The 19,524-nt window shown below is 46.7% G+C and carries 13 protein-coding genes and 2 tRNA genes; 2 read left to right on the top strand and 13 right to left on the bottom strand.

The window, feature by feature from the left end; all coding sequences use genetic code 11:
* Positions 1–46: 46 nt before the first annotated feature.
* The 4 genes from ACRJJO_RS08000 to ACRJJO_RS08015 are packed head-to-tail and all read right to left on the bottom strand — an operon-like array spanning position 47 to position 4,548.
* Positions 47–1,096, bottom strand: a complete 1,050-nt coding sequence (locus tag ACRJJO_RS08000) for a putative bifunctional diguanylate cyclase/phosphodiesterase (protein ID WP_431065378.1) — start codon at positions 1,094–1,096, stop codon at positions 47–49.
* Complete coding sequence (locus ACRJJO_RS08005) at positions 1,018–3,399, bottom strand: CHASE domain-containing protein (RefSeq protein ID WP_431065320.1); 2,382 nt, start codon at positions 3,397–3,399, stop codon at positions 1,018–1,020. Before ACRJJO_RS08005 ends, ACRJJO_RS08000 begins: the two co-directional genes overlap by 79 nt.
* Positions 3,396–3,839 carry a ribonuclease HI gene (rnhA, locus tag ACRJJO_RS08010; RefSeq protein WP_431065321.1) on the bottom strand — a complete coding sequence of 148 codons (444 nt, stop codon included), beginning with the start codon at positions 3,837–3,839 and terminating at the stop codon, positions 3,396–3,398. The genes ACRJJO_RS08005 and rnhA overlap by 4 nt, the downstream gene beginning before the upstream one ends.
* Positions 3,832–4,548: a class I SAM-dependent methyltransferase gene (locus ACRJJO_RS08015; RefSeq protein ID WP_431065322.1), complete on the bottom strand. Its 717-nt coding sequence runs from the start codon at positions 4,546–4,548 to the stop codon at positions 3,832–3,834. The genes rnhA and ACRJJO_RS08015 overlap by 8 nt, the downstream gene beginning before the upstream one ends.
* 91 nt (positions 4,549–4,639) lie before the next feature.
* On the opposite strand from ACRJJO_RS08015, the gene ACRJJO_RS08020 reads away from it, so the two are divergent.
* Positions 4,640–6,253 (top strand): LysM peptidoglycan-binding domain-containing protein, encoded by a 1,614-nt coding sequence (locus ACRJJO_RS08020; RefSeq protein ID WP_431065323.1) that lies wholly within the window; start codon positions 4,640–4,642, stop codon positions 6,251–6,253.
* A 57-nt stretch (positions 6,254–6,310) separates the two neighbouring features.
* Here the strand turns inward: ACRJJO_RS08020 and ACRJJO_RS08025 are convergent, their stop codons facing one another.
* Genes ACRJJO_RS08025 through ACRJJO_RS08040 form a run of 4 tightly spaced genes read right to left on the bottom strand, consistent with a single transcriptional unit; the run spans position 6,311 to position 12,388 of the window.
* Complete coding sequence (locus ACRJJO_RS08025; RefSeq protein ID WP_431065324.1) at positions 6,311–7,924, bottom strand: ABC transporter ATP-binding protein; 1,614 nt, start codon at positions 7,922–7,924, stop codon at positions 6,311–6,313.
* A complete protein-coding gene (locus ACRJJO_RS08030; protein ID WP_431065325.1) occupies positions 7,921–9,252 on the bottom strand; it encodes an ABC transporter permease in 1,332 nt (443 codons plus the stop codon). Before ACRJJO_RS08030 ends, ACRJJO_RS08025 begins: the two co-directional genes overlap by 4 nt.
* A complete protein-coding gene (locus ACRJJO_RS08035; protein WP_431065326.1) occupies positions 9,252–10,232 on the bottom strand; it encodes an ABC transporter permease in 981 nt (326 codons plus the stop codon). Before ACRJJO_RS08035 ends, ACRJJO_RS08030 begins: the two co-directional genes overlap by 1 nt.
* 35 nt (positions 10,233–10,267) lie before the next feature.
* Complete coding sequence (locus ACRJJO_RS08040; RefSeq protein ID WP_431065327.1) at positions 10,268–12,388, bottom strand: ABC transporter substrate-binding protein; 2,121 nt, start codon at positions 12,386–12,388, stop codon at positions 10,268–10,270.
* Between the two features lie 344 nt (positions 12,389–12,732).
* Here ACRJJO_RS08040 and ACRJJO_RS08045 point away from each other — a divergent pair, with 344 nt between their 5' ends.
* Positions 12,733–13,515 (top strand): enoyl-ACP reductase FabI, encoded by a 783-nt coding sequence (locus ACRJJO_RS08045; protein WP_014149471.1) that lies wholly within the window; start codon positions 12,733–12,735, stop codon positions 13,513–13,515.
* A gap of 415 nt (positions 13,516–13,930) precedes the next feature.
* Here ACRJJO_RS08045 and ACRJJO_RS08050 read toward each other — a convergent pair whose 3' ends face one another.
* From ACRJJO_RS08050 to lon, 5 genes are all read right to left on the bottom strand, one after another.
* The gene (locus tag ACRJJO_RS08050) at positions 13,931–15,793 is read right to left on the bottom strand and encodes a SurA N-terminal domain-containing protein (RefSeq protein WP_431065328.1); all 1,863 of its coding nucleotides are present in this window, start codon (positions 15,791–15,793) and stop codon (positions 13,931–13,933) included.
* Positions 15,794–16,300: 507 nt separating this feature from the next.
* A tRNA-Asp gene (locus ACRJJO_RS08055) sits at positions 16,301–16,377 on the bottom strand.
* 8 nt (positions 16,378–16,385) lie between these two features.
* Positions 16,386–16,461, bottom strand: a tRNA-Val gene (locus tag ACRJJO_RS08060).
* A 13-nt stretch (positions 16,462–16,474) separates the two neighbouring features.
* The gene (locus ACRJJO_RS08065) at positions 16,475–16,747 is read right to left on the bottom strand and encodes an HU family DNA-binding protein (RefSeq protein ID WP_431065329.1); all 273 of its coding nucleotides are present in this window, start codon (positions 16,745–16,747) and stop codon (positions 16,475–16,477) included.
* Between the two features lie 181 nt (positions 16,748–16,928).
* On the bottom strand, positions 16,929–19,346 hold the full coding sequence (gene lon / locus ACRJJO_RS08070) for an endopeptidase La (protein ID WP_431065330.1): 2,418 nt from the start codon (positions 19,344–19,346) through the stop codon (positions 16,929–16,931).
* Positions 19,347–19,524: the final 178 nt, after the last annotated feature.

Raw genomic sequence — 19,524 nt, forward strand, 5'->3', positions numbered from 1 at the left:
TCTTTCATCTTTCATCTTTCATCTTTCATCTTTCATCTTTCATCTTTCATCTTTCATCTTTCCTAACCCAAGCCTCAAAATCCGCACTCGTCATCGGCCGAGAAAAATAATACCCTTGAAACACTCGACATCCCTTATTATACAGAAAGTCTCTTTGCTCCTCGGTTTCGACCCCTTCGGCAATGACATCGATTCCGAGATTATGAGCCATATTGATGATGGTCTCGATAATAATGGCATCGTTGAAATCGGTAGCAATATCTCTGACAAAACTCTTGTCGATTTTTAATTCGTCCAGCGGCAGTTGCTTGAGATAGGTCAATGACGAATACCCTGTCCCAAAATCGTCTATCGAGATTTTTACACCCAATTGTTTCAAGGCTCGCATTTTTTCGACCGTGTCATCGATATTATCGATCACAACGCCCTCGGTTAATTCGATAACGAAACGCGAAGCCGGAACCTCATATTGCCTTATCGCGTCAGCAATTTGATCGACAAAGTCTTGCTGACGAAATTGCTTAGAGCTGACATTGATCGAGATATGCTGGATGTCCAAGCCGTTATCGAGCCACTTTCGCATTTGCGCGCAAGACTCGCGAAAGACCCATATACCCAAAGGCACAATCAAACCCGCTTCTTCGGCAACCGGTATAAATTGGTCGGGAGCGATTAAACCTTTTTGCCCATGCTCCCAGCGAATCAAGGCTTCCGAACCGGAAACCCGCCCTAAACGATCGGTTTGCGGCTGGTAATACAAAATAAAATCCTGATTTTCGATAGCCGATCGCAACTCTTTCTCTAAAAACATTCGGGCATCGGCTGCTTCTTGAATGCTTTGATGAAAAAAGCTTATCGTATTTCGCCCTTTAGCCTTGGATTGATACATAGCCTTGTCGGCCTGTTGCAGAATCTGATTGGCCGTTTGACCACTATCCGGAAACAAAGCGATACCAATACTCGGCGAACAATGGTGTTCGAAATCTCCAAAAAAATATGGCCGATTTAGTACACACCTTATTTTTTCGGCAACATGTAATGCCTCATCGCTAGCCGCTTCGAGACTGCTTTTATTGGCATGAATAATATAACGAATTCGTCTCCGCCCAGTCTTGACGGGATATCTTGTTCTCTGAGTGAATCCTTCAGACGACCCGCAACTTGAATCAACAACTCATCCCCGACATGATGACCCAATGAATCATTCAACACTTTGAATCGATCCAAATCGAGAAAAATAATAGACCCGAAAGTTCCTTGGCGTTTGCTCACAGCCAATTCGTTGGAAAGCTGATTGACCAGTAAACGGCGATTAGCCAGAGCTGTCAGCGGGTCATAAAAAGCAAGATCATGAATCTCGTTTTCCGCTTTCTTTTTCTCGGTAATATCATAAAAAATAGCGACAAAATGCGTCGTATCGCCTGTTTCATTCTTAACAGCCGTGATCGTTTGCCATGTCGGAACATTTTCTCCATTCTTGCGCCGATTCCAAATTTCGCCTTCGAATTTGCCAACCGTCAGCAAATTCCGCCAAAGCTCGTCATAAAAATCATCATAATGACGGTCGGATTGTAAAATCCGTGGAGTCCGCCCCACCACTTCATCGGCGCTAAAACCGGTAATTTCAGAAAAAGCATGGTTGACGCGTAAGATATTGCCGGCATTATCCGTAATTAAAATTCCCTCATGGGTTTCAAATGTCGTCGCGGCCAACCGTAACTGGCTTTCACTTTCCGCGAGGCTAGCATTGCTCCGCTTCAGTTCCAACGTTCGGTTTTTAACTTCTTCCTCCATCCTTAAGGTCCGCCCGGTCAACATCAATAAACCGATGCCGGTCAACCCTGTAAACAAAAAACCTCCTAACAACAACCACCAGACGCTCCACGATAAATGGTTATGAAAAAATTGCCCGGAAGGTTCGTAAAGTATATTCCAGACGCGATCCCCGACTTCAATTCTCTCCGCAATCTTTAAAGGCAAATCGATGACTTTATGAGTCGGCCTTTCTGGAAAATTGCTAAATAACATCGAGTCATGATCGGAGATTCGAATCAACAACTGCATATCCGGGAGGTTACTCAACACTATCGATACAAGATCGTCGATGCGAAACACCGTCGCGGCAACGCCCTTAAAATGCAGCCGCCTGGACTCGATGGTATCCACCGGTTGAAAGCGCTCATAAACCGGGGAATAAATAACGATACCGCTTTTGTCGGCATGACCGTCCTGCACCAATTTGAGCTTACCGGTAACCGCGGGAACCCCGCGATCTCTTGCGTTCTCGACCGCGCTTGATGCTATGGGGTTAACAAAAATATCGTAACCCAAAGCCTTCTCGTTGCCTTCTAACGGCTCAAGAAAAGTAATCGGCAAATAGCTCATGCGGGGGCCGGCTGAAACCATCCGCCCGAATTCGTCAGGCTCTCGTATTGCAAAGCCTTCATTTTGGGAATTTTCGAATCTATCCCGCTCTGATGCTGGCACATGAGCCATCCACTCCAACGCCACTAGACCGGGGTGCTTATCTAAAAGCGGAGCGGTAAAGATTTTAAAACCTTCTTTGGAAATGGGGTCGGCGCTATCGAATAAACCTTTTAGGATCTCATTGGTACCAATGTGGTCTTGAACCAAGACGCTGAAAGCATTATGGAACAACATCGCCTGTCGCTCGAAGACCGACTCGATTCTTAGAGACTCCTGCCGATTGGCATATTGAAAAACGCCAATGACCAACAGAACCAGTAAAACCAACGGATAGGCCACATAGTTGCGACGCACCCTCCATGAAGATCTTGGCTCGCCGATAAATGTCAGAACAAATGGTGTAAAAATCAACACGCCTATCGTATCGCCAATCCACCAAGTCCCCCAGCTCAACAAAATATCATCGCCGGTAATCACGCCGCGAATCCACAGCGCTGTAACTCCAACTGCCGGTGCTACCAAGCAGGCCAACGGTCCGCCTAGTAACATGAAGCGCAAGATGCGTCGATCTTCCGTTAATGAATCGCCGCTACCGACCCACCGCTCGATTAACGTAGCTCCGACCAATGCTTGAACACAGCAAGCCACACTGACGGCACTCCCGATCACCATGGAGCCAACAATCATTTCGACTGAAGAATGATCGAGAAAGGCATACACCTGTACAAACAAAGCGCCGAAAAAAACACCCGCCAGCACCCGAACCCGATAAACCAATATCAATGCTAGTGCGATACCCGAAGCGGGCCAAACCGGGCTCACGCCGCTCGGCGGAATTGCCAATAATGTGCCGAGACAACCGCCAACTATATAACTGAGCGAGGCAACTACATTGAGCACGACCGTGCTTCCATTAAAAAAACTTCCACCGGGAACAGTTTGAGAAGAGTCGGCGCGCTGAAACAAACTCATGCTCTCTTTAAAGAATCGATGCCTTGATTAGCCAGTCGGTCTGCCGTCTCATTACCTTGATCGCCGGAGTGTCCTTTAACCCAGACCCACTCGACCCGATGCCTAGCCATCGATGTGTCGAGACGCCGCCATAAATCGTCATTTTTTACCGGTTTTTTGGCAGCGGTCAACCAACCTCTTATTTTCCAATTCGGCATCCATTCGGTGATGCCTTGCAGTACATATTTCGAATCGGTAAATATCTTGACGGAACACGGACGGTTCAGTGCTTCAAACGCTTGAATCGCAGCCATTAGCTCCATTCGGTTATTCGTCGTTTGTGCTTCGCCGCCGAATAACTCCCTGGTCGACCCTTTATAACTTAGAAAGGCCCCCCAACCGCCAGGCCCGGGATTACCGCGACACGCACCATCGGTATAAATAATAACGGGCTCAGTCATCTTTCGTTAAACGCTGTGACGATTCAAAACCGTTCAAAATAGCCATACGTGGCTGTTTTACGGCTTTGGAATCCAAAGGAATAAGTGTGTATCGACGCTTGATTGCCCTGATTGCGTAGGCAGTGGCACGCAACGAGGATCTTTCAGACTTGGCATTCGCAGGATTTGAACGAACCGAATCGATACTTAAATCGGCAACCGATTTTGCTTCGAAATTAAGCAGCTTTAACCAATCCAGCACTCTTCTCTTACTGATAAAATGTCCGGTCCACGAATCCGCCATTTTTTTTTCCCAAAGATATTGATAGCGAACCCAAAAACTCCACGGATTAAAATTGATAATCAACACATGGCCTTCCGCTTTTAGTACCCGTTCGATTTCACGCATTGTTTGAAAACGGTTCGCATCGAATTCCAGCAAGTGAGGCAATAAAATCAGATCGACACTATCGCTAAGTATAGGCAAGCAATAAGCTTTAGCCTTAATTTTAAGCGCACCATCGCATCCTAGATTATTGGCATCTAAAATCGTAAACCCGTTATAAAGCGTGCAGTCAATAAATTGATCCTCCCAACCCAAACCGCCTATTTGCAGCACTTTTTGTTTACAACTGACCGTAATCGAACGCCGAATATATTCGGCTTCAACCTCTTGCAGCATTTTTCCTCTTGGTGTTTCATACCAGGAGAATAAAAAATCGCGCTTCATAAAAATAAGCTCAAAAAATTTAAATTACAGTGAATTATGATAAAAACGGGCTATACTACTCATTTCGTGCAATGAATTTAAAGATATAGATATGCCTAAGACTAATTCTAACAGGTCATTGACGCTTTTTTCGTTTTTGATTTTGACGCTCTCAGCTGGTTGTACTCAACAACCTACCAAAAGTTCACTTAGTATTAGCCAAAAACCACCGCTCGTTAAAAAAGATGATTACAAACCACGCCTAAATAAACTGAAATTCGCCAAGTCCAAAAAAAGCTTATTCAAATCTGGCAACCATACCATTTGGGAACGTTTGGTCTCGCTTTACGCACTGCCCGAAATCGAGAATGAAAGGATTGACAAGGAAATCAACTGGTTTCTTAAAAACCCGGAATACTTAGTACGCGTGCAAAAACGCGCCGAACCTTACCTGCATTTGATTTTAGAAGAAATTGAATCAAAAAATATCCCTGGTGAATTGGCCCTGTTACCGGTAGTCGAAAGCGCATTCCGGCCCGACGCCTACTCTCCAGCACATGCCTCAGGGCTTTGGCAATTCATTCCGGAAACCGGCCGCTTGTATGGCCTCAAACAAAATAATTGGTATGACGGACGCCGCGATGTTTATGCTTCCACTCAGGCTGCAACCAAATTCTTAAAAGACCTCGGCGATAATTTCGAGGGCGATTGGTTGCTCGCGCTGGCTTCTTATAACTGGGGCCGAGGCAATGTGCAAAAATCGATAGACAGAAATCTAGCCCAGGATTTACCTACCGATTACTGGTCATTGAAAATGCCCAACGAAACGTTTAACTATGTGCCGCGATTGTTGGCTGTTGCGAAAATTTTCGCTAACCCGGATCAATACAACATCCCGTTGTATGAGATCCCCGACCAGCCTTATTTCGAAGTCGTCGACCTGGATACGCAACTCGACTTAAAAAAAGCCGCCGAACTCGCCCAAACCAGCGTCGACGAAATCAAGCGCTTGAACCCGGCCTTCAAACGCAACGCTACCGCACCAAACGGCCCACACCGTTTATTGATACCGGTAGATCAAGTATCGATTTTCAAAGAAAACCTAGCCAAGCTTCCGGTTGCGCAACGCTATACTCAAGCATCCGTAAAGGTAGTACCGGACAAAAGTCGCGTCAAAGCCGCCGCGAGTCGCAAAATTAAACATAAAATCCGCCCTGGTGAATCCTTGGGCTTAATCGCCCGGAAATACAAGACTTCAGTCGGCGCTATTCGCACAGCTAACCGCCTTGGCAAAACAGACCACATTCAATCGGGAAAATCACTGATCATTCCCGCAAGCGGAAAATCGTCCATTGCCGCCAAATCAGCGCCGACCACTGCAAAACCAATCATTTACACGGTCAAACCCGGCGATACTTTCTGGAAAATCTCCCGGCAATTTTCGGTTAGCACTCAAAAAATTTATCAGTGGAATAAGTTGAACGCAAATTCGAACTTAAGAGCCGGACAAAAGTTGACGATCCATAAAGGCTCACAAATCGTTGCTAAAGCTAACTCCTCTTCACAACCGATTAACTATACTGTCCAACCGGGTGATTCTCTGATGCAAATCTCGCGAAAATTTAAAGTCCCAGTTAGCGATTTGTTGAAATGGAACTCGACCAGCGTCGACAAGATTTTGAAGCCGGGTCAACAACTGAAAGTATTAGCCGACAAATCGACTTAAGATTTGGCCCCATTTAGCGAATAAAGGCAAGAGCAATTATATTGCCCTTGCCTTTTTTTATACATCCTTGTTTTGCAAGCGCGGAACCGCCGCCAATAATTCGCGGGTATAGGTATTTTTCGGATTCAGCAGTACCTGTTCGACTTCACCGTGCTCGACGATCTTGCCGCGATACATCACCGCCACCTCGTCGGCAATTTCCGCAACGACACCAAGATCATGCGTAATAAATAAATAACTCACGCCTTGTTCTTTCTGCAAATCCTTCAACAACTCGATTATTTGCGCCTGAACCGAAACATCCAACGCGCTAGTCGGTTCGTCGCAAACAATCATTTTTGGTTGCACCGCCAAGGCTCTGGCAATACAAATTCGCTGCCGTTGACCGCCTGAAAATTCATGCGGATAGCGATGCGCACTATCAGGCGGCAAATCAACCCGTTCGAGCAACTCGACAACTCTCGCATATCTATCGACTGCACCAACCTTGGGATACAAGGCTCTAATTCCTTCATCGATAATCTCGCTAACCAACATTCTAGGATTCATCGACGAAAACGGATCTTGAAACACGATTTGAATATCGGCACGCTTGCGCCGCAAAGCTTCACCGGTCAGTTTATGTAATTCGATGCCGTCCATAACAACCCTTCCGGAATAAGCCGGAATCAAATTCAATAGCGCCTTGCCAAGCGTCGTCTTGCCGCAACCCGACTCGCCGACCAAGGCCAATGTCTTACCATGTTCAATTTCGAAGCCAACGCCATCGACTGCCCGAACATGGCCGACGACTCGCTTAAAGATCCCTTTTCTAATGGGATAATAGACCTTGAAATCATCGATCTTCAGTAGCGGGGGGGTTTGCTCTCTTTGATGACCGAGACAACTATCCATCGACGGCAAGGCATCGAGCAATTTTCGCGTATAAGGATGCGTGGGATTTTGAAATATCGAAGCGCTCCGACCAGTCTCGACGATTTTGCCATTTTGCATCACGGCAATGCGATCGGCCATCGTCGAAACCAATGCCAAATCATGACTGATCAACCATAACGCCATGCCGGTCTTATTTTGAATCGCCTTAAGGAGCGCCAAGATTTGCGCCTGAATCGTCACATCCAGCGCGGTCGTCGGTTCGTCGGCGATCAATAAATCGGGTTCGCCGGCTAAGGCAATCGCGATCATGACCCGCTGCCGCTGTCCCCCCGATAATTGATGCGGATATTCACCGACCCGCTTTTCAGGCTCCGGAATCTCAACCCGCGTTAATAATTCGATGACGCGTTGCCGAATCGCTTGTTTCGTCATCGAGAAATGTAATTTAAGCACTTCAGCAATTTGTTCACCGACCGTCATCACCGGATTAAGCGACGACATCGGATCCTGAAAGATCAGTGCAACACGCCGACCGCGAATTTTGCACAACTCATATTCGGCCTTGCGCAATAGATCGACGCCATTCAGGTTGATTTCATCAGCATTGACGCTTGCATTGACCGGCAATAACCGCAATACCGATAACGCGGTAATCGACTTGCCGGAACCCGATTCGCCAACGATTGCAAACGTTTCACCGGCATGCACCTCGAAGCCGATGGCATCGACTACCGGATTATCGACGCCGAATTTGACTGTTAGATTTTTAACTTCAAGAACGGGGCTTCGGTTCATCCCATGCGCCTCGGATCGAATGCGTCCCTGACCGAATCGGCGAACAGATTCGCGGCAAGTACCAGCGTAAACATAAATAGGAACGATGCCGCCAACGACCACCAAACCACCGGTTCGCGCGCCATTTCAAGCCGGGCACCGTTAATCATATTACCCCAACTATGCGTGGTCGGATCGACACCGATATTGATATACGACAAGACCGCCTCAGCCAACACCAAAGAACTAAAGTCGAGAACGACCGAAATCAATACGATATGCATCACGTTCGGCAGAATATGCCGGAATAATATAATTCTTCGTCTGACACCAAGCGCCGAAGCCGCCTGCACATACTCCATCTCGCGAAGTTTCAGCGTTTCGGCGCGCAGCATACGGCATAGCCCCGTCCAATTGGTCACACCCAAAATTATGCATAAAAACAGTAGCCTCATATCGGCGCGAACGATCAAGCTCGTGAACTGTTCTTCATTTTTCGCCATATAGACTTGCACGACCAGAATCGAGGCGGCAATCAACAATACACTCGGAATCGAATTGAGGGTCGTGTACAAATATTGAATCGTATCATCGACCCATCCTCGGAAAAAACCCGCGAGAATACCAAACACGATTGCCAGCGGCAGCATAATCAGCGTCGTCAGCGTCCCGATAACAAGCCCGGTTCTAATGCTTTTAATCGCCTGGTATAACACATCCTCACCAACTTTATCGGTGCCTAAAACGTGATAATAGGAAGACAACTCAAGCAATGTACCGCACACCGTCACGATCCAAAAGACGGTCCAAGCAACAGCCTTGACTGAAGCTTGACTTATTAAAGCATTTTGCCGACGCCGAAGCCTTTGCACCAATAAGACAAGCACGATAGCCGCAGGAATTGCGCTTTTAATGAATCCGATAGAGGCCTTCATTAAAACATCGTAGAACAACTCGGATTCCGGATCATCCAAATGAGCCCCGCCGTATTGCAATCGCGGATAAGCCCATACCGGACTGCCATCTTCTAGCACCATTAACTCCTTGCCGAAAAGATGGGCAGCAAATGGTGCCGAATAGGTCTTTTCGCCATGCAAACGAATCGGCGACAGCCATTGATCCAAAACACTGACGATTTCATTGGAATCCTTCGAATGAAAATGCATCGAGTCGAGCAAACCCACCGCCACGAAAAATAGCAGCACCGTCAGCGATACCATGCCGGTCTTACTCGTGCCTATTTGCCTTAACGGCCGGCTCATTCGAGGGTTGCGCAGCATATAAACCGACAATACGATCATGCCGAGCAGCAACACAAAAATAAGCGCATCGGTCCATAAAACAACCATTATGACAACCTGACTCTAGGGTCTACTAAAGTATAAGAAATATCGGTCAATAACAGCCCAACGATATAAAGCACCGAGCCAAGAAAGACCATTGACCGGACAATCGCGAAATCCTGACTGTTAATCGCATCGATCGTATAACTACCCAGGCCAGGAATACTGAAAAACGACTCCATGATCAAGCTTCCCATAAATAACAACGGCAGCACCACGACCACGCCGGTCAAAATAGGTATCATTGCGTTTTTTAACACATGCCGGAATAACACTTGGGTCTCGGACAAGCCTTTGGCCCTAGCGGTTCGCACATAGTCCTTTTCGACCTCCTCCAAAAACAGCGTTCTGTACCATCTCGCCCCGGAACCGATGCCGGAGATCACACCGATGACTATCGGTAGCACTATGAACTTCAACGCTTGAAAGCCCCCATCGTAGCCGGAAATCGGCACCAGCTTCAGCACCTTGCCGATAAAAAATTGTCCGCCGATGATATAAAACAATGACGATACCGACATCAACACGACACAAAGCACAATACCGCCGAATTCAAGATAAGATCGGCGAAACAAAACCATCAGCAAAGCGACGCAAATATTCGTGATCAGACCCAGCAATAAAGTCGGCAATGCCACTGCCAAACTGGGCCACATCCGCTGCTTGATATCGGCACCGATATTACGCCGATCACTGTCGGAAATTCCGAAATCGAACCAAAACAAACCGGCCGATTTTTGAAAAAAAATCGTTTCGGTGATCTTGCTTGTACCGCTAGCCTCAGCGTTCCACAACAACGGCAAATGATAACCTCGCTGCTGCTTCCAGTTCTCGACGGCTTGCTCGGTGACGTGCTTGTGCCCGAGTTGCATACGCGCCATATCTTCGGGACTGTTTACCACGAAAAACAACACAAACGTCAAAATGTTTACGCCCAGCAATAGCGGAAATGCATATAAAATTCGTCGGATGATATATTGAATCATCGCTAGGTCTCCAAAACCTTGTAAATCAATAAAGACTAATGAACAATCGCTCTAATTTTCCGGCGATAAGCGAGTACTGCCGGAACAATCAAGACCGCTAACAACAATAAAACGAGCACAATAGGCCAGAAAACCGGCTGATTCCACTGCTGTCTTTTTTCGGTACGGATGGCTGTATCGATGCGAACGTACTTTAGACGATTATTCGCCATTAAATTCGGCTTCACATTTTTATACCACTGGTGATAAAGAATGAAATCTTTCGGGTAAAAGCCGAATAACCACGGCACATCATAACGAACTTGTTCTTGTAATTTCTGAATCAAGCGAAAACGCTCATCCGTGTTATCCATATTACGCATTTTTTCGAATATGCGATCGAACTCCGGATTTTGGTAATTGCCGGTATTTTCGCCGCCGAATTGCACTTTTCCGTTTGGTCCATAAAGCAGAAAAAAGAAATTCTCCGGATCTGGGTAATCGGCATTCCAACCCCACATATAAATTTGCGCATTGCCGGCACGCATTTTTTGTTGAAAACGATTGTAATCGGTCCCACGTATGACCAACTTAATCCCTAATTGTCTAAATTGCTTGCGAAACCAGTTCAATCTAGACCGGTCATCGATACCCGACGAGGTCGTGTCGAAATACAGAATCAAGGGTTGGCCGGTTTTGGGGTCTATCCCCCCGGGGTATCCGGCCTCAACCATTAATTGACGAGCCGCCTCAATACTCTTTCGCTTTGGCCTGCCGTCCACCCAATCGTAAACATAGCGATTGAGCCCTTCCTGCCCTTCTGCGTAGCCGAATATACCCGGCGGCAAAACGCCCTGTGCGGCTTCGCCGCGACCATTCATGAATATCGAAATAAATTCCTCATAGTCGACCGCGATAGCGATCGCTTGGCGTAACTTTCTAGCCTCATCGGACAAACCACCGACTAGGCTATCCAGCATATTGAAGCCCATATAATAAATTGCGGTCACCGTCGATGTTTTCAATTGAATGCCTTTTTCTTCCATCGAGCGGGTCAAACCCACTTCGCCGCTGCCGGAAAATTGCACGGCTTGGTCGAAACTATCGGAGGCGATGCCGGATGCATCATAGTAACCTTGCAGGAATTTTTGCCAGTAGGGAATCGTTTCCTTTTCCAGCGTAAACACGACTTTATCGATAAAAGGCAAGGCCTTGCCGGCATCTTCGAGCAAGCCTTGCTCTCGGTCTTCCGGTTCACCTTCGTCGGGATAGGCTTCGAAACGAAAATTGGGGTTTTTTTCCAGCACCATGCGCCGATTCGGATTATTTTCCGCCAATAAAAAAGGTCCGGTACCGATCGGATACCAATCGAGCGTGATGTTTTTTTCGATCAAACCATTCTGATGATAAAAAACATCGGCTTCCCAAGGCATCGGCGCGAAAAACGGCATTGCCAACCAATAACTGAATTGCGGATACTTTCCGTTGATTCGAATTTTGTAACGGTACTTGCCCAACGCTTCCACACCGGATAGTTTCCGCTGCATTAATTCACCGATTTCGACGTCTCGGGTAGCCTCATAAAACTCATCGAACCCGACAATATACTGCTTCATTAATTCAGCGATCGGAGATTGAATCTTCGAATAAGCCAGGCGTTTGATTTGATAAACATAATCTTCAGCCACCAACTCCCGGGTCTCTAACTGATCGAAATCAGCCAACGCGGTTATGTGCGCTATCTCCGAATCACTCAATGCATGATATCGATACGTTCCGTCACTGTTTTTGGCAAACGCCGGATGCGGCTGATAACGAATTCCCGGCTTGATTTCAATCAGATAATCGGTAAAGGAAATATGCGCTTCCGCAGCGTTTTCAGGTAACGGGTTGCCTTCGACATCAAGATAGACGACTTCCGGCATTTGCATCGCGGTCAACGGTACCAATTCATAAGGCCTTTTGAGGTAGTGATATTGAAATGGCGGCTCATAAATCTGTCCGAGAAACGTATATTCGTTGGCGCTATAGGAAATCGCCGGATCCAGATGCTTCGGCCGCTCGGTAAATGCAGAATAAAGCACGGCCAAATCAGCGTCTTTTTTGGAATAAGGATTATTTAATTGCGAGATATCGCAAGCACTTAAGAATATGGCAGCAATTCCCAGTTTGAGCATTTTCGCCGATCTTAGGGTGAGGGGTATGCCTGACGAGGAACGCCGTAAACCCATCCATGGGGGCTTGGCGGCAGCTAAGCGCCAAGGATGGCGTGAATGCAGATTTTGCAGGAGCAAAAATCTGTCCCGCTGCCGACATCCTCGCCAAGCACACCCCATACCCTTTTTGATCCCTAAATTGGGAGTTGCTGAGAATATGGCAAACGCCGACAAAACTGCTTTTACACCGATAGTTTTAGATTTTATGTTCATCAGCAGCGTATTCATCCACAAAAGGCTGGACATCAAATTAACGGTTAGAGATACTTTGCGTTATTCTAACAATAAACCAATGGAGAGATCATATGGGTTTCATGCAAGGCAAACGTGTCTTGATTGTCGGCTTGGCCAGCAACCGCTCAATCGCTTGGGGTATTGCCAAGGCAATGCACCGTGAAGGTGCCGAACTGGCATTTACGTTCCAAAACGACAAATTGCAAGAACGTGTCGTCAAAATGGCCGCCGAGTGCGGCTCCAATATCACTGTCGAATGCGATGTCAGCAATGACGACCATATTGAAGGCGTATTCAAGGAACTGGGCAAGCATTGGGATGGATTGGACTGCATCGTGCATTCGGTGGCTTATGCGCCTAGAGAAGCGCTGGACGGCGATTATGTCGAAGCCACGACCCGAGAGAATTTTCAAATCGCTCACGATATCAGTTCTTACAGCTTTACCGCACTAGCCAAAGCGGGCCGACCGATGATGAAAGGACGCAACGGCGCCTTGTTAACGCTAAGCTATCTAGGCGCCGAACGCGCGATCCCGAATTACAATGTCATGGGTGTCGCCAAAGCCAGCCTGGAAGCCAATGTCCGCTATATGGCCGTAGCCTTAGGTGCCGAAGGCACCCGTGTCAACGCGGTTTCAGCCGGCCCCATTAGAACACTAGCCGCTTCCGGCATCAACAATTTTAAGGCGATGCTGAGTAAAGCGGCCGATACGTCTCCTTTGAAAAAGAATGTCACCATTGAAGAAGTCGGCAACGCAGCGGCATTTTTATGTTCGGACCTGGCTTCCGGCATCACCGGAGAAATCACCTATGTTGACGCAGGCTATAACATAGCGGGTTTAGCTGCATCCTAATTCTTTCCAAGAATAACGCAGTCAAAAAAGGGAGCTTTAAGCTCCCTTTTTTGACTGTGAAAGTATGCGAACCGAAGCGGGTGCGGTTGCTCGATCGACAGGCGTCGGCGGCAGGGCAGATTTTTGCTCCTGCAAAATCTGCATTCATGCCATCCATGGCAATCAGTCGCCGCCGTCGAGCCTACATGGACGTATTTACCCAGCACCTAAATTATCAATGTAATCAATCATGGCCAATAGGCTATGGAATTTAGGTGCTGGGTTTACGGCGTCCTGTCGGGCGAGTAACCGTACCCAGCCATTCCTCGCACTTTCATTTGCCGGGGCGATGGCCGGGCCTTCATGAACGTTATGCCGTTTTAAATCCGATAAGGCAACGCTTTTGCTAAAACGCTGCCCCAAGATCCGGACTCAATCATTTTGATCGGACAATTACATCGGCCTTTTCTTGCAAATTAGCCATTACCGCACTAAATAACGACTGACCTAAAGCATTGGCAATATTTTTGGTTGCCAATTCCATGCGTTTTTTGTCTTCTTCAGTCATCTTGCCATCGGTAACATTCTGCAAGCTAACCAACACTTGCTCACCGCTGCTCAAAGGCGCGACAAAAAGATTCGGCTGATCAGCGACAGGTTTGGCGGCTTTAAAAACAGCCTGCAAAAGTTCGCCAGGAACTTCCGCACTGGTCCGCGACAAGCCTGTTATCGATTTGTGACTAACATCGTTTGCTTCTTCGGCTAATTTCTTCAAGCTCTCGCCGGCTATTGCCCGGCTTTTAAGATCGAAGACGCGCTCTTCAGCCTGCCGTCTAGATTTCGATACCAACAACGCTTCGATGACGTCATTCTTGACTTCAGCCAGTTCGCGCACGGCAGCAGGCTGATGATCCTTGACATGCAATACGATCAATCGATCGCCCTCCAACTCGAGCGGCTCGCTGTTATTGCCTTTCAAGACATCTTCAGAAAATGCCGCATTACGAACCAACTGTTCCGCAGCGATTCCTTCGCCTTGGTCACGGGTAAAGAGTTTCGTCGTTTTAATAGTCAACCCTAATGCGTCCGCTACTTCGAGCAAGTCTTCGGAATGCTCATAGCTGAACTCCGTCAGCGTTTGCCCAAGCTCGTAATATTTATTTTCGGCTTCCGTTTTTTGATAGGATCGTATTACTTCATCCTTAACGTCCTCGAAAGACTTAGTTTCTCGGGGAACCAGTTCGGTCACTTTAATCAGGTGATAACCGAAAGCCGATCTAACCGGATCGGAAACCTCACCCAATTGCAACGCACTCGCAGCATCCTCGAAAGCTTTTTCCATCACGCCGGCTTCGAACAGTCCTAAATCACCGCCGGATTTTGCCGTTAATTTATCATCGGACAAAGCTTCCGCAACTTTAGCAAACGATTCGGTTTGCAATTGCTGTTTCGCTGCCTGAGCCTTTGCCAACGCCGCCGCATCATCGGTTTCACTAGTCACTGCAAACAGTATGTGGCTGATTTTTCGGCGCTCTTTAGTGCTGAAAAAATCCTTTTGCTCTTCATAAAATGCACGCAATTTATCGTCGACAACTTCGACCGCGTCGGCAAGCTCAATTAGCGATAACTCGATATAATCGACCGAAACTTGCTCGGGGGTACGATAATTATCTTGATATTGCCGGTAAAAAGCCTCAATTTCTTCTTCACCGGGCTGCTCGTCAATCCTTTTGACCGAAACGGTCAAATATTCAATATCCCGTAGTTGATTTTGAATTTTAAAAAAACTTTCAACATCGTATAGTGTGGCAAAACTGCTTTTAACAACCGCATGTTGAAACTGCTCCATCATCAATGCATTCTTAATTCTGCCTACAAACTCCATCGAAGACATGCCTTGAGAACCCAGTAATGCTTGGTATTGGTTTTTATCAAACCGGCCATCTACCTGAAAGTAATCCAAGGACTGGATAAAATCCCTAGCCGTTTTATCGGTTATCACTAAGCCTTGCGATTGCACATGCTGCAAAAGCACCTCATCTTGAATCAATTTTTGCAGCGCTTGCTGCTTAAGCGTTTCCTCTTCAATATCCAAACCTTGCAAACTTTGACTGAATTGAGCGTAAGCTTTAGATACATCGCGTTGAAAAAAATCTCTATCGCCGACCGATGCAACCGGAGTTTCTTTCCCGACATCGACATAGTTTTGAATTCCCCATAAAGCAAAAGGCACTGTGATTGCAATCAGAATGACCCACGAGAACACGCCCTGCGCTTTTTCTCTTATCTTTGTCAGCATATGCTAGATCCTTAAATAAAAGTAACTTGATTTGTAAGAACACTCATGTGCATTGATTCTTAGGCTACCGCCAAATTTCCATTCGACCCTTGTTATACTTTTCGTAGATCAAAATTCGGCCCCGCCCTCCCCGTCAAAGATCCAGCACCTAAATGATCCAGTATAGTTAACCATAACCAATGAGCTATTGGAATTTAGGTGCCGGGCCTGTCAAGCGAGTTGCCGAATCCTCAACAAGCTCATAGCCCAAATACGTTATTTATCACGAAATCCTTAGGTGCTGGGAGAACACATCCACTCAGACCCTGCGGTCTCAACAGCAGTAATTAAAACGCTTGGATTTAGAGTCTGGATGATCCTTTCCATGCGAGTTTGGCGGCAATCTTAACGCCATAACCCAGCTCCTCCAGAAATTAGGATGCTCTTCCGATCAGATTGGAGTAATAGCTACCTTTAATCGACGCAAAAAAAAACCCCGAACCGTGTAACGGCCCGGGGTTTTATATTTGGCGGAGCGGACGGGGCTCGAACCCGCGACCCCCGGCGTGACAGGCCGGTATTCTAACCAACTGAACTACCGCTCCTAAGTCTGTGGTGGGTGCTGAGGGGATCGAACCCCCGACCCTCGCCTTGTAAGGGCGATGCTCTCCCAGCTGAGCTAAGCACCCGACTAAAGAAGCGCTAGTTTACAGCATCTTTTAAAGATTTACCAGCTTTAAATGTAGGAATTTTTGCTGCACTAATGGTGATTTCTTCACCTGTTTGCGGATTACGTCCTTTGCGCTCTGCTCTTTCTTTGACAGAAAACGTACCGAAACCAACCAACGCTAAAGAATCGCCTTTGCTTAAAGCTGTTGTTACCGCAGTTAAAAAACCATCTAAAGCACGACCGGCATCCGCTTTCGTTAATCCTGATGAATCCGCGATAGCATCAATAAGTTCAGATTTGTTCATTATTCCCCCTAGGAAATTATTAAAGTTAAGTGTATAAGCAAAGCGCTTATTCTCTTATGTCGCCCCCCGCTACATAAGAAAGCGGACATTTATATCAACACGACTCCTTAAGTGTCAAGCTTTAAACTCTCCAGACCAGGCATTTTCCGGTTTTACCCACACTTTAACAAAAAAAGGTCGATTAATGCGCGGTTACATTCTGTTTTTTTGCTTTAGCAGCCGCTTCGGTTTTTTTTGCATGTTCAATCGATTTTTTCTTATTCCCGGGAACCGGCATGTACTGCAACGCTTCAACCAAGACCTCATCGATCCAATGTACACATTTAATCGTCAGCTTTTCTTTTATATTTACCGGAATCTCGGCTAAATCTTTTTCATTTTCCGCCGGAATCAATACCGTAGTAATGCCTCCGCGATGAGCGGCCAGCAGCTTTTCTTTCAGACCGCCGATAGGCAATACTTCGCCTCTTAATGTGATTTCCCCCGTCATTGCTACACTAGCCTTAACCGGTATTTTGGTCAATGCGGAAATAATCGCGGTACACATCCCGATACCGGCACTAGGCCCATCTTTCGGTGTCGCCCCTTCAGGGACATGAATGTGAATATCGTTTTTTTGAAAAACTTCATTATCGATATCGAGCACAGCCGCACGACTTCGCACCACCGTCATTGCCGCCTCGATAGACTCTTTCATCACATCTCCGAGTTTTCCGGTTGCGGTTTGCTTGCCTTTACCCGGAATAACAGCTGTCTCAATCGTCAGCAATTCGCCGCCAACCTCGGTCCACGCCAAACCGGTCACTTGGCCGATTTGATCATGCTCTTCCGCCAATCCGTAATTGAAACGCCTAACGCCCAAATATTTACCCAGATTAGTCGAATTAACTAGTACCTTAGCGTCTTTTTGTTGAAGCAACAAATCCTTAACGACTTTACGGCAAATTTTAGAAATCTCACGTTCCAAGCTTCTGACACCGGCCTCTCGCGTATAGTAACGAATAATATCCCTGACCGCCGATTCATCAATATCGATTTCTTTTTCTTTCAAACCGTTATTTTTGATTTGCTTGGGAATCAAATAACGCATCGCGATGTTGATTTTTTCATCTTCAGTGTAGCCGGCGAGACGAATAACCTCCATGCGATCAAGTAATGCCGCCGGAATATTCATCGTATTGGCCGTCGCTACAAACATCACATCGGACAGATCGAAATCCACTTCTAGATAATGATCCGAAAAGGTGTGATTTTGCTCGGGATCGAGGACCTCTAACAATGCCGATGCGGGATCGCCACGAAAATCGGCAGCCATTTTGTCGATTTCGTCCAATAGAAACATCGGGTTTCGCGTTTTCACCTTAGCCAAATTCTGCAGAATCTTGCCGGGCATAGAACCGATATAAGTACGCCGATGCCCGCGAATTTCGGCCTCATCCCTAACCCCGCCTAATGCCATGCGTACATATTTACGATTAGTTGCACGCGCAATCGATTCGCCCAACGAAGTCTTGCCGACACCAGGAGGACCCACTAAGCATAAGATAGGCCCCTTCAAGCGTTTAACTCTTTGTTGCACGGCCAAATACTCAAGAATCCTTTCTTTCACTTTTTCAAGCCCGTAATGCTCGGCTTCCAATACCTCTTCCGCCACTTTTAAATCATGCCTAACTTTGGTCTTCTTTTTCCATGGCACATTAACCATCCAATCGATATAGTTACGCACCACAGTCGCTTCTGCCGACATCGGCGACATCATTTTCAACTTATTGAGCTCAGCGGTCGCCTTCTCTTTCGCTTCCGCCGTCATGCCCGCCGAATTGATTTTCTTTTCGAGCTCTTCGATTTCGTAAGGCGCATCGTCCATTTCTCCCAACTCCTTTTGTATCGCCTTCATCTGTTCATTCAGATAATACTCCCTTTGGTTTTTCTCCATTTGCTGCTTGACGCGCCCGCGAATACTCTTCTCCATTTCGAGTAAATCGACTTCGCCCTCCATCAGAGTCATCAATGCTTCCAAACGCTGCTGAATATCGGACAATTCCAAGATCGTTTGTTTATCGGAAACTTTCAGCGTCATGTGAGCCGCCACGGTATCGGCGAAACGCCCCGGATCGTCGATACCGGCCAGCGCATTCAACACCTCGGGAGGAATCTTGTTGTTCAGCTTGACATATTGATCGAAAGATCCCATTGCAGTACGTTGCAAGACTTCCTGCTCTTGCTCAGACATCGTAATAATGTCATTAATCTCGGAGACCAGGGCCGAAAAATAACCGTCGGAAAACTCATATTTATCTACCTGGCAGCGTTTACCACCCTCGACTAGCACTTTTACGGTTCCGTCAGGCAATTTAAGCAATTGGAGGATATTCGCCAATGTTCCCACCTGATATAAATCAGTAAAATCCGGATCATCGACTTCGGCTTCCTTTTGTGCGACTAAAAGCACTTGCTTGTTATCCTTCATTGCCGAATCGAGCGCGACAATCGATTTTTCCCTTCCCACAAATAATGGAATCACCATGTGCGGATAAACCACGACATCTCTTAACGGCAAAACCGGCACGATCATTTTTGTTTGATGTATAACTGTCATTTCAATAAGCTTCCACAAAAGGGGTCATTTATTATTTCTTAATAACTTAATATAAGGCCACTTATTAAAATAGCAAGTTTTGAACGAATAACCATCGCAATTAAGCATAAAAAAGGGCTTTATATGTAACATATAAAGCCCTTTTTTATGCTAAGAAATATAGTAATTATTCACACCC

This window comes from Methylotuvimicrobium sp., from assembly GCF_050611805.1.
Taxonomy (GTDB): Bacteria; Pseudomonadota; Gammaproteobacteria; order Methylococcales; family Methylomonadaceae; genus Methylotuvimicrobium.

What these genes read in the sequence shown, in the direction of transcription:
- ACRJJO_RS08005 (WP_431065320.1), bottom strand. Translation starts at nt 3,399, where the DNA reads ATGAGTTTGTTTCAGCGCGCCGACTCTTCTCAAACTGTTCCCGGTGGA.
- rnhA (WP_431065321.1), bottom strand. Translation starts at nt 3,839, where the DNA reads ATGACTGAGCCCGTTATTATTTATACCGATGGTGCGTGTCGCGGTAAT.
- ACRJJO_RS08015 (WP_431065322.1), bottom strand. Translation starts at nt 4,548, where the DNA reads ATGAAGCGCGATTTTTTATTCTCCTGGTATGAAACACCAAGAGGAAAA.
- ACRJJO_RS08020 (WP_431065323.1), top strand. Translation starts at nt 4,640, where the DNA reads ATGCCTAAGACTAATTCTAACAGGTCATTGACGCTTTTTTCGTTTTTG.
- ACRJJO_RS08025 (WP_431065324.1), bottom strand. Translation starts at nt 7,924, where the DNA reads ATGAACCGAAGCCCCGTTCTTGAAGTTAAAAATCTAACAGTCAAATTC.
- ACRJJO_RS08030 (WP_431065325.1), bottom strand. Translation starts at nt 9,252, where the DNA reads ATGGTTGTTTTATGGACCGATGCGCTTATTTTTGTGTTGCTGCTCGGC.
- ACRJJO_RS08035 (WP_431065326.1), bottom strand. Translation starts at nt 10,232, where the DNA reads ATGATTCAATATATCATCCGACGAATTTTATATGCATTTCCGCTATTG.
- ACRJJO_RS08040 (WP_431065327.1), bottom strand. Translation starts at nt 12,388, where the DNA reads ATGCTCAAACTGGGAATTGCTGCCATATTCTTAAGTGCTTGCGATATC.
- ACRJJO_RS08045 (WP_014149471.1), top strand. Translation starts at nt 12,733, where the DNA reads ATGGGTTTCATGCAAGGCAAACGTGTCTTGATTGTCGGCTTGGCCAGC.
- ACRJJO_RS08050 (WP_431065328.1), bottom strand. Translation starts at nt 15,793, where the DNA reads ATGCTGACAAAGATAAGAGAAAAAGCGCAGGGCGTGTTCTCGTGGGTC.
- ACRJJO_RS08065 (WP_431065329.1), bottom strand. Translation starts at nt 16,747, where the DNA reads ATGAACAAATCTGAACTTATTGATGCTATCGCGGATTCATCAGGATTA.
- lon (WP_431065330.1), bottom strand. Translation starts at nt 19,346, where the DNA reads ATGACAGTTATACATCAAACAAAAATGATCGTGCCGGTTTTGCCGTTA.